This window comes from Enterococcus termitis (assembly GCF_001730305.1).
GTDB lineage: Bacteria > Bacillota > Bacilli > Lactobacillales > Enterococcaceae > Enterococcus_L > Enterococcus_L termitis.
This window is the reverse complement of the sequence record NZ_MIJY01000001.1, coordinates 414620-430547: the sequence shown is the minus strand read 5'-3', so window position 1 is coordinate 430547 and position 15928 is coordinate 414620. Positions and strand designations below refer to the sequence as shown.

The 15928-nt window shown below is 36.9% G+C and carries 16 protein-coding genes; 6 read left to right on the top strand and 10 right to left on the bottom strand.

Annotated elements, in window-relative coordinates:
- Positions 1–284: 284 nt before the first annotated feature.
- The 3 genes from alaS to BCR25_RS02025 form a co-directional block, all read right to left on the bottom strand.
- Positions 285–2924 carry an alanine--tRNA ligase gene (gene alaS, locus BCR25_RS02035; protein WP_069661931.1) on the bottom strand — a complete coding sequence of 880 codons (2640 nt, stop codon included), beginning with the start codon at positions 2922–2924 and terminating at the stop codon, positions 285–287.
- 432 nt (positions 2925–3356) lie between these two features.
- Positions 3357–4472: a DUF7278 family profilin-like fold-containing protein gene (locus BCR25_RS02030; protein WP_249023533.1), complete on the bottom strand. Its 1116-nt coding sequence runs from the start codon at positions 4470–4472 to the stop codon at positions 3357–3359.
- 128 nt (positions 4473–4600) lie between these two features.
- The gene (locus tag BCR25_RS02025; RefSeq protein ID WP_069661929.1) at positions 4601–5953 is read right to left on the bottom strand and encodes a DEAD/DEAH box helicase; all 1353 of its coding nucleotides are present in this window, start codon (positions 5951–5953) and stop codon (positions 4601–4603) included.
- 313 nt (positions 5954–6266) lie between these two features.
- Here BCR25_RS02025 and BCR25_RS02020 point away from each other — a divergent pair, with 313 nt between their 5' ends.
- The 4 genes from BCR25_RS02020 (at position 6267) to BCR25_RS02005 (ending at position 8508) form a co-directional block, all read left to right on the top strand.
- Positions 6267–6590, top strand: coding sequence for a hypothetical protein (locus BCR25_RS02020; protein WP_069661928.1), 324 nt, complete (start codon positions 6267–6269; stop codon positions 6588–6590).
- 125 nt (positions 6591–6715) lie between these two features.
- Positions 6716–7138, top strand: coding sequence for a cytidine deaminase family protein (locus tag BCR25_RS02015; RefSeq protein ID WP_069661927.1), 423 nt, complete (start codon positions 6716–6718; stop codon positions 7136–7138).
- 764 nt (positions 7139–7902) lie between these two features.
- Entirely contained in the window at positions 7903–8181 is a 279-nt protein-coding gene (locus tag BCR25_RS02010; RefSeq protein WP_069661926.1) for a hypothetical protein, read from the top strand.
- Between the two features lie 198 nt (positions 8182–8379).
- Complete coding sequence (locus BCR25_RS02005) at positions 8380–8508, top strand: putative holin-like toxin (protein ID WP_069661925.1); 129 nt, start codon at positions 8380–8382, stop codon at positions 8506–8508.
- A 233-nt stretch (positions 8509–8741) separates the two neighbouring features.
- Here BCR25_RS02005 and BCR25_RS02000 read toward each other — a convergent pair whose 3' ends face one another.
- The 7 genes from BCR25_RS02000 to BCR25_RS01970 all read right to left on the bottom strand — a co-directional run bounded on the left by BCR25_RS02000 (position 8742) and on the right by BCR25_RS01970 (position 14516).
- Positions 8742–9086, bottom strand: coding sequence for a zinc ribbon domain-containing protein YjdM (locus BCR25_RS02000; protein WP_069661924.1), 345 nt, complete (start codon positions 9084–9086; stop codon positions 8742–8744).
- Positions 9087–9198: 112 nt separating this feature from the next.
- Entirely contained in the window at positions 9199–10041 is an 843-nt protein-coding gene (locus BCR25_RS01995; RefSeq protein WP_069661923.1) for a histidine phosphatase family protein, read from the bottom strand.
- A gap of 199 nt (positions 10042–10240) precedes the next feature.
- Entirely contained in the window at positions 10241–11191 is a 951-nt protein-coding gene (locus tag BCR25_RS01990; RefSeq protein WP_069661922.1) for a DHH family phosphoesterase, read from the bottom strand.
- Positions 11192–11203: 12 nt separating this feature from the next.
- Complete coding sequence (locus tag BCR25_RS01985) at positions 11204–12526, bottom strand: DRTGG domain-containing protein (protein WP_069661921.1); 1323 nt, start codon at positions 12524–12526, stop codon at positions 11204–11206.
- An 857-nt stretch (positions 12527–13383) separates the two neighbouring features.
- Complete coding sequence (locus tag BCR25_RS01980; RefSeq protein WP_069662123.1) at positions 13384–13767, bottom strand: phage holin family protein; 384 nt, start codon at positions 13765–13767, stop codon at positions 13384–13386.
- 144 nt (positions 13768–13911) lie between these two features.
- A complete protein-coding gene (locus tag BCR25_RS01975) occupies positions 13912–14334 on the bottom strand; it encodes an ArpU family phage packaging/lysis transcriptional regulator (RefSeq protein WP_069661920.1) in 423 nt (140 codons plus the stop codon).
- Positions 14331–14516 (bottom strand): hypothetical protein, encoded by a 186-nt coding sequence (locus BCR25_RS01970; protein WP_069661919.1) that lies wholly within the window; start codon positions 14514–14516, stop codon positions 14331–14333. Before BCR25_RS01970 ends, BCR25_RS01975 begins: the two co-directional genes overlap by 4 nt.
- A gap of 309 nt (positions 14517–14825) precedes the next feature.
- Between BCR25_RS01970 and BCR25_RS01965 the strand changes: the two genes are divergently transcribed.
- Positions 14826–15203: a helix-turn-helix domain-containing protein gene (locus BCR25_RS01965; RefSeq protein ID WP_069661918.1), complete on the top strand. Its 378-nt coding sequence runs from the start codon at positions 14826–14828 to the stop codon at positions 15201–15203.
- Positions 15204–15207: 4 nt separating this feature from the next.
- Positions 15208–15885, top strand: coding sequence for an ImmA/IrrE family metallo-endopeptidase (locus BCR25_RS01960; protein WP_069661917.1), 678 nt, complete (start codon positions 15208–15210; stop codon positions 15883–15885).
- The last annotated feature ends 43 nt before the right edge of the window (positions 15886–15928 follow it).

The window sequence follows — 15928 nt, the reverse complement described above, 5'->3', positions numbered from 1 at the left end:
TTAAAACAGTCGAAAAATTGCGCCTTTTTCTATATTGAAAAAGGTCAACTGTTTCTGAAACTGATACTTAATTGTTCGTTTCAACAACTTTTCCATTAAGTAAAAATGAGTATCACTAATTTAAATCTAACAACAAAATGAAAAAAAAGAAAGGGATAGACTTCTAGAATATAAAAAAAGAAAGCAGCAAATAAAAGTAAAGCATACTTTTATCTACTACTTTCTATGTGAAAACGATTTGATCAGACTAGCTTAATTTTTAAATACTAGCGCTATTTTTGCGACTATTTTTCTAGCCAGCTTACTACTCCATTCAAAGCATCTGCAATACCAGCTGGATTTTTTCCGCCCGCTTGAGCCATATCTGGACGACCGCCTCCGCCTCCGCCGACTTTAGGAGCGATTGCTTTGATCAAGTCACCAGCTTTTAAGCCTTTTTCATTTGCTGTTTTAGTCATGGCTGCCAATAAGCTGACTTTATCCTCTTGAGCAGTTGCCAATACTAGCACATCTGATAATTCTTTTTGTTTCCATTGATCTGCTAATTGGCGTAATTGATTCATATCTTTTACGTTTACTTGTGCAGCAATATAGGTCGTTCCAGCAACTTCCTTAACGTCTTTGAAAATATCTCCAGCTTGTTGATTTGCTAATTTACCAGCAAGTTGTTCGTTTTCTTTTTGTAAGTCACGTAGTTGTTGTTGCAATTGTTCTGTTTTAGACACAACTTCTTTTAATTGTGGTGATTTAACGATTCCGGCAATCGTTTTTAATTGTTTTTCTTCTTCATTCATTAGTTCATACGCTTCTTTGCTAGTCACCGCTTCGATTCGACGCACACCTGCACCGATCCCTGATTCAGAAACGATTTTGAAAATACCGATGTCTTCTGTATTGGACACGTGTGTTCCACCACAAAGTTCGATGGAATAGCCGCCAATATTTACCACGCGGACTTCTTTTCCATATTTTTCACCAAATAGAGCCATTGCGCCCATATTTTTAGCTGTATCAATATCTGTTTCAATCGTTTCTACTGGAATAGCTTCCCAGATTTTTTCGTTAACGATCGTTTCCATCTGAACTAATTCTTCAGGCGTCACTTGACCAAAATGGGTAAAGTCAAAGCGTAAATGTCCTGGTGCTACTAATGATCCCGCTTGATTTGCATGATCTCCTAAAATATCTTTCAAGGCACGGTGCAATAAGTGGGTTGCTGTGTGATTTTTTAAGATGCGGTTACGCATTTTTTCATCTACATGCAGGTCATAAGTTGCTCCCTCTTTTAAGGTCCCTGTAACCTGAACCGTGTGTAAGAATTGGCCGTTTGGTGCTTTTAACACATTTTCTACGTGAGCGACGATCGTGCCGTTTTGATCCTTGATCGTTCCTTTATCGGCAACTTGTCCACCCATTTCAGCATAGAATGGTGTCTGTGCAAAAATTAATTGTGCACTGCCTTGTGAAAGCTCATTTACGATATCTTCTTCTTTTAGGATCACCAATAATTGACTAGTTGCTTGTAATTCAGTATAACCAACAAAAGTACTTTCAACTTTGATATCAGTTAAAACAGCAGATTGTACTCCCATTGATGTTTCCTTACTACGCGCAGAACGAGCACGCTCACGTTGCGCTTCCATTTCTTTTTCAAAGCCAGCATGATCGACTTTCAAGCCTTCATCTTCTGCAACCTCTTCTGTTAATTCAACAGGGAAACCATACGTATCATATAATTTGAAGATGTCTTTTCCGTTCAACGTATCTTCATTAGCCTCTTTTACTTTTGCTAATAGTTCATTTAAAATGTCTAACCCTTCGTTGATGGTTTCGTGGAAACGCTCTTCTTCCGTACGCACCACTTTTTCGATAAATTCTTTTTGTTGCAGTACTTCTGGATAATAGCTGACCATCACTTCACCAACGACAGGAACTAGTTTGTATAGGAACGCTTCATTGATCCCTAATTTTTTCCCATGCATAACCGCTCTACGCAGTAAACGACGTAGCACATAGCCACGACCTTCATTCGACGGAAGTGCTCCATCACCAATGGCAAATGACAAGGCACGAATATGGTCGGCAATCACTTTAAAGGAAATATCTGTTTGCGCTGATTGACCATACGTTACTTGTCCGCTTAGTTTTTCAACGGCATGAATGATCGGCATAAATAAATCTGTTTCAAAGTTCGTCGGTGCATTTTGTACGATCGATACCATCCGTTCAAGCCCCATGCCCGTATCAATGTTTTTATGCGGTAATGGTTCATAAGAATCATCTGCTTGGTGGTTAAATTCAGAGAAAACCAAATTCCAGATTTCTAAGTAGCGCTCATTTTCTCCACCAGGATAATTTTCAGGATCATCTTCGGCTACATCATTGAAGCTTTCTCCACGATCATAGAAGATTTCAGAGTCAGGACCACAAGGACCCGCGCCGATATCCCAGAAATTATCCTCGATATCAATGATGTGATCCATAGATAGACCAACTTCTTCATTCCAGATACGTTTTGCTTCTGTATCTTTAGGATAAACCGTCACGTATAATTTTTCAGGGTCAAACGCCATCCATTCAGGTGCTGTCAAAAATTCCCAGGCCCAGTGAATCGCTTCTTTTTTAAAATAATCACCGATCGAAAAATTTCCTAACATTTCAAACATTGTATGGTGGCGGGCTGTTTTCCCGACATTTTCGATATCATTGGTACGAATTGATTTTTGTGCATTGGTAATTCTTGGATTTTCCGGCACAACTGACCCATCAAAATATTTTTTCAATGTCGCTACACCAGAGTTGATCCATAATAAAGTTGGATCATTCACAGGTACTAGTGATGCACTAGGCTCAATGGAATGTCCTTTTGATTTGAAAAAATCTAAATACATTTGACGCACTTGACTGCTTGATAGTTCTTTCATTTTTGAATAACCTCTTTCTTGGTTTGGTTGTATTTTTGACGGTTGACGCAATAAAAAAAGCGCTCTTCATTACAATACAAGGACGAACACTCGCGGTACCACCTTGTTTGCAATGAAGTCGCTTGACCATTTCATTACCTCTTAAGTATCCTTTAACGCAGGATCTGCGGTATTGTTTCCAACACTGTTTATAAAAGAGAGCAAATCAACACATGTGAGCATTTCTTTTCAGCCAAGAGAAATGTCTCTATTTCCTCACATCATCAGTCAATCCATTCTTTTAGACACTTGAAATTATAAGGAGTTTCAATGATTTTGTCAATAACTATCCTGAATTATTCTGCTCTATCGCTATGTTTCGGCTAAAGAGAGTTGCCCTAAAAGGTCTGCCGTCTTCAACAAGCACTGCTTGAACGCCTTCCACCTTTCAGCCTACAAATCAATCTTGATACTTTTTCGATATAGATAGGTTTCTGGTGCCAATAGTTGTTCCGGCAAAATCTTATGATTGGAACAATAATACGTCGACAACGACAGCATCTGTTCGATCAAGTGCTCTTTTTTTCGTTCCTGACAGCTTAGTTTTGAAATAGCTGGATCTTGTGTTAGTTCATAACGATTTCTCTGCGTATCCACAACTAAACCAAACATATTTGAGCCGGTCATCTTTTCTTTGATCTGTCTGCCGGATTCATTATTTTGCAGCAATAGTTCATTTCCCCAGCGAAACAGTCTTCTAGTTCCCGCGCCTACAGCAAACTCCCACTGATCCTCAGTCAAAAGATCAAATCCTTGTTTCCACAATGCCGCTTTCAATTCTCTATGTGTATAAGTTTGGTGGCTATAAACAAAGTAACATTCTGCATCAGCGATGAATTCTAAGTAAAAGCGATTTTCCTCTAAAACAGTCGTTGGAAAAGTCCAAGTTAAGCTTTCTTGTTCTGTCAGTTTCGGGAACAAGTGCGCACAAATCTCGGTTTCATAGGAAGTAAATTTCTCGGCTTCCCCTTCAAAAGCACCAGTGATTGTATCAACAATTCCTAAAAATTCTGTCCCTGCCGGCAACGCATATTTTTGAACGAACATGGCAGGAATCTCTGCTTTTCTTAAAGGCGTCGTATGATCGTTGATATAATTTGAAATACCTTCTAACGTTTGTAAATCATAGCGTGTTTCTGGTTCAAGCCACTGATCAGCAGGCTCCATTGCTTCATTTGTCAACGTTGTTTTAAAGGTTGTCTGCTCAAGACTATTCACGTCAAAATCTAGCAACTCATGAGGACGAAGCCCTTCCGCCCCTAAATCCCAGCCTAAGATTGCTTCACTATTTTTAGGAATAAAGACAAATAATTCCCCATCTAGCTCTAGCTCAAACGTGCGACATTTAATCCCGTAAAGTTCAAAATCAACTAATTCGATCATCGTAATATCTATTTTTGGAGGAATAAAATACATTAATAATTGCTGGAGACACGCTGCTTTTTCTGTATCGGTCAATTTTTTCCAGTTTGCCCATTCGATTTGTTCAAATAGCTCCAAAATAACCACTCCTTGTCGGTTGAACTCAGCTTGTTACGTACAAGTATACCATTGAATGATCTATTGATTAAGAAAAATCATACATTGATACAAAATGAAAAAAGATAACAGCAGCAACTGCCATTATCTCTTTTCATTTATTTATAACTATTCTTTTTAGATTTTTTTGCCGTTCTTGTTTGCTGACGACGTTCAACTTTGCGTTTTTGTTTATTGCTGGCAGAAATAGCACGATCGATTTTTTTCTTATAGCCCGGTTTAATTTTTTTCTTTTTCTTTTTGACTAAACCGATCAAGGTTGGATCATCTAATGAATCCTTTGTTTTTTCACGCTTGGTTCTACGATTACGATCATACGTTTCAACGATTTCACCGTCTTTGATTTCCTTAGGATGAAATTCGATCCCAAGTTGCTCTACTTCTGAAATCGCTTCTTCATCAGCAGGTGAATAAAGCGTGATCGCTGTCCCATCTAACCCATTTCTTCCTGTTCGTCCCACACGATGAATGAAAAAGTCCAAATCGCTTGGTACCTCAGCATTGATTACATGTGACACACCTTCGATATCAATCCCACGGGCAGCTAAGTCCGTTGCCACGACATATTGAAATTCAAGATCCTGTACTTGACGCATCACTCGTTTACGCTCTCTCGGAGAAATATCGCCATGGATTTTCGCTACTTTCAAGCCTTGATCCTTCAAATATTCAGTGATTTCGTCAACACGTTGTTTCGTATTAGCAAAAACAATAGCTAAATAAGGATGTCCAATCGTTAATAATTGATAAATCAGACGATTTTTGTCTTTTCCTTTTGTTGAAATCAACCAGTTATCAATCGTTTCCGAAATAATATTTTTCGGCTGAATATGCTCAACAACAGGATTTTCCATATATTTTTTAAGGAATGGTTTCAGCTTTTCAGGAATCGTTGCTGAAAAGACCATCATTTGCAGCTTATCCGGCAAACGTCCAGCAATTTGATCGACTTCTTCTAAAAAGCCCATATCTAATGTCATATCTGCTTCATCAACTACAAAGGCAGATGCTGTATGTGCTTTTAATGCCTGTTCGTTGATCAGATCCAAGATTCTACCTGGTGTTCCGATCACCACATGAGGCTGTTGATTTTTCAATTTAGCCAGTTGGCGCTGTTTATCTGTTCCACCGACAAAATTTGTTACACGAATTTCCGGTTGACTAAATTTACCGATTTGGATCGCTTCTTGATAAATTTGATTGGCCAACTCTCGGCTGGGTGCCGTAATCACTATTTGAACTTCATCAAGCTCAGGCTTTATTTTATTCATCAATGGCAGTAAAAACGTGTGTGTCTTCCCGCTACCTGTTTGAGATTGACCGATGACGCTTTTGCCTTTTTTAATCACAGGAATCAGTTTTTCTTGCACTTCTGTTGGCTGCTCAAACCCTTTATCTGCTAATGCTTCCATAATAAAATCATTGAATTGAAATTGTTTAAATGAACTCATTTTCTCACCGCTTTCTATCCTTGTTGTCTAAGTCCTCATGCATTATACCATAAAAACCCATGATGCTTAGTGATTTTCTCTCTTTTTATAAAATAGACGACACGTTTTTTCTAATGACTTATGAAACAAACAGGAACTTCTTCCTCTTATTTAGTGTAGTAGAAAAAAGAAGAATAGTCATTTGACACAGTAAATATATTTTGCAAATCAAAAAAATTGCAGTATGATTGATTTGTAGGCTTTTAGATCATTTACTACATGCTGCATTTTGCTATGCAGCGTGTAATCAGTTTTTACATACGGAGGCTTTTTTATGTTAAATCCATACTTTGCTTTTGGCGTTCCTATCTTTTTACTTTTTTTATACATTGTATTTGCTATTATTAGAAAAAAAAGCAAACTGCACTATATCGGATTCGTTCTTTTACTAATTGCAACCTTTATGATGGCCTTTAGTTTTCAAGTGTTGCAAGGATTGTGGACGTTGGAAGATAATCATTCTACAGAGCAACTAAATAAGCTAAGTTACTCGCCAGAATTATTGTGGATTCCGCTGATTTTAGGTGGCGTGTTAGCCGTTCTCAATCTTTGGCGTGGGGTGAAAAGAGTGCAATCTTTTCGGGAAGATTCTAAATAGGGACACAAAGCGCTGGAAAGAATGCAAGACTTCTTTCTAGCGTTTTTACTTATTAAGAATAGCTATTCTTTGGGATATCCTCTTGTTATAATGAATACTATCAATAAGCGAATGGAGATAAATTTATGGATATCTGGGAAACGTTGTATGAAAAAGCCCAAAAAGAGTATTATCCCACAGAAGTTACACCTTTTATTTATGCGCATCATGTTGTTTGCGCATTAGAAAGTGAAAACGGTGAAATTTATACTGGCTTTTGTATTGAAAGTTGTGGTGGTGTTATGGATTTATGTGCTGAGCGGACAGCCGCATTAAATATGTACATGAATAGCGGTCAAACAGTCATTAAACGCAGCATTACATTTCGTAGTGATGCTCCTGAAGGTTTAGGTGGAATGCCTTGTGGTGGTTGTAGAGAACTATTACTCCAATTTTCTCCTAAAAATAAAGATACCGAGATCATGGTCGATTACCAGACACGAGAAACGGTTAGACTTGAAGAGTTAGTTCCAAAATGGTGGGGTTGGACGCGGTATGAAAATCAATAGATCTTAACACTTGCGAAAAGGGGTAAAAAAGACAAAAAACAATACGCGCTCACTTTCTCCTATTTGTTACCTATTAATTACGCACTATTTACAATTTTTCATGAAAATAAAGTTCAAAAAATTTCTTCTGTTCCCGTTGAACCGGCGTATTCAATTCGGTATACTTAAGTTGTAGAATAGAAATGAAACGAAGGAAACTTTTCCTAGTTTAAACGATAATTAAATAATCATTGGCACTTTTCCATTTGACCGCCAATCAAATGTACAAAAGTATTGTAATGACAGCACACACTGCCGGAACAAACTGCCAATAGTGCGAGAAACAAACTCGCTTGTTTTGTTGTATCTAACTTCTTTTTAGATATAAAAGACAGGTTTATTTGTTGGACTATTGTCAACGGTATTAGTGAAAGCTGATACCGTTTTTTCTATTCTGCTAGTTTTACCAGGGAGGTGAATCGTTTACACGTTGTACAAGCATAAAACAGAAAAAAATAGGCACTTTATCACTTGGCGCCAACCGAGTGATAAAGCCCTGCATAGACAGCACACACTATCTATACAAGTTGCCCTTGCTAGTTCCGAAGTTCTAGCTTCTTTATTGTACCGAATTTTTGTCTGAATTTCTAGACGTGATTGTTATTTTTCGGTCGTTTAGCTAAACTTCTCTCGCTTTGGAAACGATATTGGTAGTTGTACGCTGCTTGTATCGTTTTTTTGTATCGTTTCACCCATTATTTTGAACGAAAGAAAGGAAGATTTTTATGGAAAAATCAGTAAAGTGTATTAAAGCAGTTCCTTATCAGGATATTTTAGATGTAAAAGAGGTCTTAGAAAGAATGCAATCTTGGGAAAAACCGTTGTTATTATTGAATGATTTTTTCAGTGACCAAAATATACCTGTGAACAAAAAGAAAATCATTCGTGAATATTATGCTTGTGGGAAAATTTATCACAGCTATTTTAAAGAAGTGGAAAGCATGCTGAACATTTTAGAGAAACAGATTTGTGTTATTACTGAAAAACAGTCGATTTCTATATAACAAAATAACGACAAAAAGACTGAAATAAACATACGTTATTAATGTTTATTATGATATAATAAAAGAACAGAGAAGTTATGACGGTGGCGACTTCTGAAAGGTGGTGGTGCTTATGAAAGTGAGTACTGAAATTACAGAAGAGGCAACGCTCCTAATAGTCGCCTTGTACTGTTCAACATCAGTTCATAAAACCATTCACTGTGTTTCTCAGCAAAAGGAGAATGCCTTTTGTCCGCATTGGAAGCAATTCAGCTGATTTTAAGCTTTGGTATGTTTACCATCGCCTTGATCAAACTGATTGTGGAATTGCTTAAAGACAAAAAATAACCGTCAGCTTTGACTGGCAACGGTTATTCTTAAAAAAATAATCTAAACTAGTTACCGTCTTAAACGGCTCTGTCGAAGAGGGTATGTTAGCGCATATCCTCTTTACGAGCTTATTATAGCATAAAACAAAGCAATTTTGTAGAGAAATCTACCTGATTAGTTCAAACAAAAAACGAGTGCCAGAGATAAACTCTTAACACTCGACAATGATAAACTGCTTGATTATTTATCCTCTAATTCTTCTTCACAAACTCAGATTTCAATTTCATCGGACCAAATCCTTCAACTTTACAATCAATATTATGGCCATCTGCCGCATCAACCACTAAACGAATGCCTTTCACTTTCGTGCCTTGCTTGATCGCCCCACTTGCCCCTTTGACTTTTAGATCTTTGATAACTGTTACATTATCACCATCAGCTAACACGTTGCCATTTGAATCTTTGATCACAGCAGCTGTATCTTCTGCTGTATCTGTTGGTGACCATTCATGTGCGCATTCAGGGCAGATCATCAGACCTCGATCCTCGTAAGTGTATGTTGAGCCGCATTCAGGGCAACTTGGTAAATTTTCCATTTAAATTCTCCTTCATTATCGTTCTCTTTTAAAGTATTATCACTTCATTTTAGCGTACTTCTAAACGAAAGAAAAGAACTATTCTATTTACAAATAGTAAATTTAATTGGATTTATTTACTTTCTTTGCCTTTTTCAACGTAAGAAAGATCATTGACACTATCGATCGTATATTTTCCATTTTTATACGTTACTTTTGACACACTCGCATTTTTCAATCCGCCATCTGGCAAGTCTGCATTTGCATCTAATTCACCTAATAATGTAATAATACTCATTCCATGTGACACGACTAAGACATTATTTGTGCCTTCTTTTTCTGCATCCTTCACAATATCATCCAGACCTGCTGTTAAGCGAGCAACAATGGTTTTACTATCTTCTGCCGGCCAGTTGACACCTTCTTCAACATTTTTCTTATCTAACTCGGATAACACATCAGCAAAACTCAAAATACCTTTATAAAAACCAACTTCCTGCATCCATTCGTTGTATTCTTCATAGGTTTTTCCTTGTTCTTTTGCGACTGCGCTCAGCATCTCTTCGTTCATTAACCCTTCATAGGTGCCAAAATTATATTCTCTAAGTCGTTTGTCTTTCGTCATTTTTTGGATTAGCTCTTCTTGTCCATTATTTTTCAAGACCAACTCAGCTGTTTCAATCGCACGTCCACTGTCACTAGTAACAACTTTATCGAAGGTTACATCAGACAGTCCTTTGCCCAAATCTTCTGCAACTTCAACTCCAGCAAGTGTTAATGGCGCATCGATCCAGCCTTGAGAACGATCTACCGTATTCAACATCGTTTTTCCATGACGTGCAAGATAGATCACCACTTCAGAGCTTTTACTTTCTTTTGCCTCTGTTTTCTTTTCTTCTGTAGCACCCCCATTACTACACCCACCTAAGACCATTGTTAATAAAGCCGCTCCAACAAACATTTTTTTCAATTTCATTTTCTTCTCTCCCTTAACTTAGCTATTTTTTGTTGTCTAGTCGTTAGATTGCTCAACTTCTAAAAAAAGAAAAAACCTAACCACACCAAGTAAAATCACTTGGTACAATCAGGTTTAGCTTGTCTATGACAATCACTATCCGCTATTCAACTAGCCTTAGTATAATAGATACAACATGAATTGTAAACACTTTCATACGCTATTTTATGAATCTCTCACACAGTTCTTGAATTTCACTATAGATGACATCGACCTCTGCCTTATTTTTCGCATTGGCACCGCTAGCTAAAGGATGCCCTCCACCATGATGTTTTTTCGCTAATTCATTAATCACAGGTCCTTTTGATCTTAACCGTACACGATAGTATCCCTCAGGTTGTTGAACAAAAATCGCCCAAGCTAACACTTCATCAATCACGCCCGGTAGAGACACGATTGCCGCGGTTTCAGAATCTACGATGCCGTATTCATCTAATAACGTTTGAGGCAAAATGACTTTCGCTGCTCCATTGTTATCGACTTCAATATTTTGATAGACATAACCGGCCAATTTTGCTACACTCATCGGGATTTGCTCCAGCTCACGATTCAAGTCAGCTGTTTTAAAATCATACGTCATCAATTCAGCTGCAACCTCAAGCGTATGGGGAGTTGTCGCTGGATATAAAAACCTGCCCGTGTCACCAACGATTCCTGCATACAAGAGTCTAGCTGCTTCATCACTCATCTGTAGTTCAGCCTGATTATGATGATAAAAATCTACAATGATTTCACTGCAGCTGCTCGCTTCTGTATTGACCCAAATCAAATCTCCGTAAGGATCATCATTGGGGTGATGATCGATTTTGATCAACTGTTTTCCCATTTTATAGCGTTCATCACTGATTCTAGGAGAATTCGCAGTGTCTGTAACAATTACCAACGCTTCTTTATAGAGATCATCTGAAACTTCATCCATTGTTGCTAAAAATTCCAAGCCTTCAACAGGTCCACCCGCTTGATAGATTTGTTTTTCAGGATAACTTTTACGCAATATTTCCGCCAATCCAACCTGAGAGCCAATTGCATCTGGGTCTGGTCGTTGATGACGATGAATAATAATCGTTTCGTATGCTTTGATCGTTACTAAAATTTCTTTTAAAACGTCCATCCTATATTCCTCCTAAGTCCGCTCCATTACTTGACAGACCACAATAGCCTTAGCCACAAGCGCATTTTCTAAATAAACTTCGATGTCCAGTTTCGCTGAACGTCGACCGATCTCCAACACGCGTGGGCGAATATCCAGTTCACTTTCCAGCTGAATCAATCGTAAATAGTGTAAACTCATTTGTTCGATCAAAACGTTTCTACGCTGATTTGTAATCATCGTCCGTTGAGTCACGTTTGCAATAATCTCACTTAAAACACCAAACGAGATGGTTCCGACACTGTTCACCATTTGCGGTGCAACAGTAAATTTAAATTGAATGTCACCATTCTTCCCGGTCTCTTCCACAGGCATAACTTCACCAGAAATTTGATCCGAGATCGTATCTGCGATTTGCGGTTGTCTTTGGACGAGCTGCATTGCTTTCATTACATCTTGTCTGGAAACAAATCCAACCAATGACAAATCGTCTTCAACTACGGGCATAACTTCTAAGCCATCCCAAATCATTTGGTGGCTGACACTTGCTACACTCATCATTTTTTTAACAACGATCGGATCTTTCGTCATTACCTTATCCATCGTTAGTGTTTCTGATTTTCCTAGTACATCTTTCGCTGTTACAATCCCCACCAAACGAAGGCTTTTATTCACTACTGGAAAACGAGAATGGTGTGTTTTTTCAGACAAGTGCTGATAATCAGCGATAGTGTTAGTGGCATATAAATAGTTGGTCTTTTCTAAACTGGTGTAAATATCACTGACCAACATAATGTCTTTTTTAATCAATTGATCGCTTAGTGCACGGTTGATCATTGTCGCAACAGTAAATGTATCGTACGTCGTTCTCAAAACAGGCATTTCCAATTTATCTGCTAAATCAGCTATTTCACTTTCAGTATCAAAACCACCAGTGATCAAAACTGCAGCGCCATTCTCTAAGGCTAATTTTTGTACGCCTTGTCGATTTCCGACAATCATCAGTGAGCCTGGAGTAATATAGCGTGTCATCGCCTTTTCAGTCATGGCTCCGATCACAAATTTATTCAAGACTTTATCTAAACCAGCAGAGCCACCCAACACATCTCCTTCAATAATCCGAACAACTTCACCAAAGGTTAATTTTTCAATGTGTTTTTTTAGTTTCCGCTCAATCCGAATGGTTCCTACACGCTGAATCGTAGAAACTAATCCGATATTTTCCGCGTCTTTGATGGCACGATACGCTGTTCCTTCGCTGACACCAAGATTTTTTGCAATGCTTCGAACTGAAATCCGGTCGCCGATTGGTAAACCTTCAATGTATTTCAATATTTGATCGTGTTTCGTAGCCATAATATCCTCCTAAAAATCTATGTTCTTAAGCATCCATCCAATTTACTCTATCTTCAACCCATCGTACTTGTTCGTTTATCTAAAAACCAATAGAAATCGTTACCTGTTTTATTCAGTTCTAAATGAATACTAAAAGACTAGGACAAAAGCATCTAGTCAGTAGAAACAGATAGGTATCCACGAAAATTAAACGTCATTTTTTTGCCAATTCCAATTCAATTCCGAAGAGTTCATTTCTGTTCCTCATATTTATTCGGATTTCTGATATATAAAATGTAACACGCAAAGCTGTATCTCCATCACTTCTCTTAAAAAGTATAACAAAAAAAAGAACATTTTAGTACAGTTTTTCCTCATTTATTATAACAGAAGTCAAAAATAGGCAAACAGTTATCTTCACTAAAAATTTTTTTCTGTTTCTATTGAAATTGATTGTTCTAATTTAAGGACATTTTTCGTTGGATAAAAATGAAGCTGTGATAAAAATCATTTGGATTTGAGCACTGAGTAGGCCATAATCTCTATCGATTTATTCTTGTTTTTACATTAACAGTGACCGAGACATAACTCTATGAGTTACACCCCAGTCACTTAGAATTGGAATAAACGGTGGAAACAGAAGCAGCAACTACACTGTGTTTCGTTCTCATCAATCTCTATGTATCAAAGACACTAAGAATTGAAGGACTTGGTTCTTGGGATTAAGCATTTCTGTTTCGTCCTCTGTTAAAGCATTTTTAGTAACCAGATTAAGCAGTGGACAGACAAGCCGACCAGTACATCTTTTGCTATCCCCTCGAACAATATAACACTATCCTAGTATACATTTTTTTCAGATTTTCAAGGTCACGTAATAGTTATTTCTCTTCTTTATGGTCTTTAATATTTTTAAGAAAATCTTCAAATAATTCAGTGCCAATTCCCATTTTTTTGTAGTTTTCTAATATCGATTTCAATTCCATCAACAAATACCCTACGTACAATACATAAATCAAACCAACCCCTGCTCCTCCAGGAATTAGTGGCGCTAATGGAATAAAAAACATGAGCAGCACCATACTTGCTACTTTTCTCAAAATTCCATTGATTCCTACTTTACTTAAAAAGAGCATATCTGGATTAATCTTTGCTGCTATACTCCCGCTTAAAAAATCAATGATCATTGCCACGCAAATTAATGCTAAAACATAAATTGCTTTGTGATCTGCATCCGCTAAAAAGCGATCTAAATACTCAAACATCTTCATAATTACCACCTTTTTCTATTTTTAAATGATTATCCATTATATATTTACAGTGCCGATCATTCACCGTTTTATTAACAGATGCATATAGTTTAGCTTTTTTTCAGCTAGGCAAACTGCCATTAGTCTCCCAAAATAGGGTCATTTTTCTATCAATAATACGCCACTTTCATAAGATTCTGCGAAGTGGATCATTGCTTTATCTAACTCGCGATAAAATTTACTTTCACTCATATGATAATTCATATAAATTGCGATATTTGTTGTAAACTGATAATCCATGTACTTATCGTATAATAACTGCCGATCATATGGATCCAATTGGTTCATTGCATTCATGATTTTTGTTAGTTCAATTTCTGCTAATTTTTTTCGATCAATGATTTTTTCTGCTGATTTTAGAGGAACATAAGCAACTTGTGACATTTCTAAAATATAGGTTGTCGTGATTTTTAGTCCCTGCTTTTCCCCAGCAATTCTTACTAAAGAATGATAAGCATTCAATACTTCATGGACCTTCTTTTTTGTTTTCTTTCGATCAATTTTGGGAAACAATAACATCATTTATCCGCTCCTTTATTCTTATTGTTTTGCTGAGATTTCTTATCTTTGTGATATTCTTTTGAGTTATCTATTTCCTGATTCTCTTGAAATAACTCATTTGCCAACACTTTTGCCTGTTTTTCTGCTTGTACATTACCTAACTCCGCCAATTGTAAGTAGTAAACAAGCAATTTACTTTTCATTTTTCGCGCTTTTATTTTGAGCACCTCCTGATCGTCGCTTATTTTGGCTTCTCACCTTAGTTAATTTGCTAATATAAAGTAAAACATTGACTTATAATAGCTTTTACGCTATTATAAAGGTATAGCTAAACGAGCTTATTCTCTTTCTTAGTACTTGTACTTTAAGTCTAAGTATGGAAATAGCTTAACTGGCTGCTTACTTATAAATTAGCTTATAAGAATAGTATAATAGTTTAAAAGCTAATTGTCAATTAAAAATAGCTTAAAAGCTAATTTATTTTTATTCAAGCTTATGAAAGGTTGAAAAGCATGAGTTTAACTTACAGAATCAAAGAACTAGCTGATCAGAAAAATGTTACCTTTGCTGAAATTGAACGGAATGTTGGAATTTCTAATGGTCAAATCCGCCGTTGGGATACTTCTTCTCCAAAAATAGAAAATATTCAGAAAGTCGCTGATTATTTTGATGTTTCTACCGACTACTTATTAGGAAGAACCAAAAGTCCAACACGGGAAGAGGCGCTTCCTAAAGAAGCTCTTTCGTCACAAATCATGTTTCGAATGAATACAGAGGGCTTATCAGAAGCAGAAGTAGATGAATTGAAAGATGAAGTAGATCGTTTTCTTCGATTCAGAAGATCCGAAATCGAACGTGAACGAAACTTAAAACAAGACGACAAGGCGTGATTGGATGACAGAGCAAATTGATGAATACCTTAGCTTTTCTGATAAAATCAATGATTACATTTCAGCAGTGATGGTCGCGAATAATATCGGTTATGAAAACTATGATTGTTCCTATCTTTGGGATTATGTTAAATCTAAAGGAGTGTTCATGCGCGGCTTTCCATTTGATGGTGTGGCAAAAGATCGTATTTCAGGTATGATCGTCAAAGATGATTTAGAAACAACAATTGGTTTTAATCAAAATATGAGTGAAAAAAGAAAAAATTTTACGATCAGTCATGAGATCACTCATTACTTATTTCATATGAACGAAAATAAAACGATTTTTACTGATACTGAACAGAGTTTGCATTATTCTTATAATGAAGAGCTGCACGAATTCCAAGCGAACATCGGTGCCTCTGCGATCCTTGTGCCTGATATTGTTTTGTTTCGCTTTTTAAAAAAAGGATGGAATTTAGCTCAGCTCTCTCACCATTTTGGCATTTCAGAGAGTGCTTTATACATTCGCTTGATTCACACAATGCAGGCAAATTTTGGTGTTTCTTTTGTTGCTGCGAAAATGAACGCAGATACGATTCGTTATAAATTTAGCGGTAAAGGACAACGAGCTGCTGTAGAACTTGGTACAAATTTAGAAGCTCGACTGTTTAAAACAAATCGATTTATTGAAGCACTATAAAGGAATGAACTTTAGCTTTACAAAACAACTGATGACGGCATTT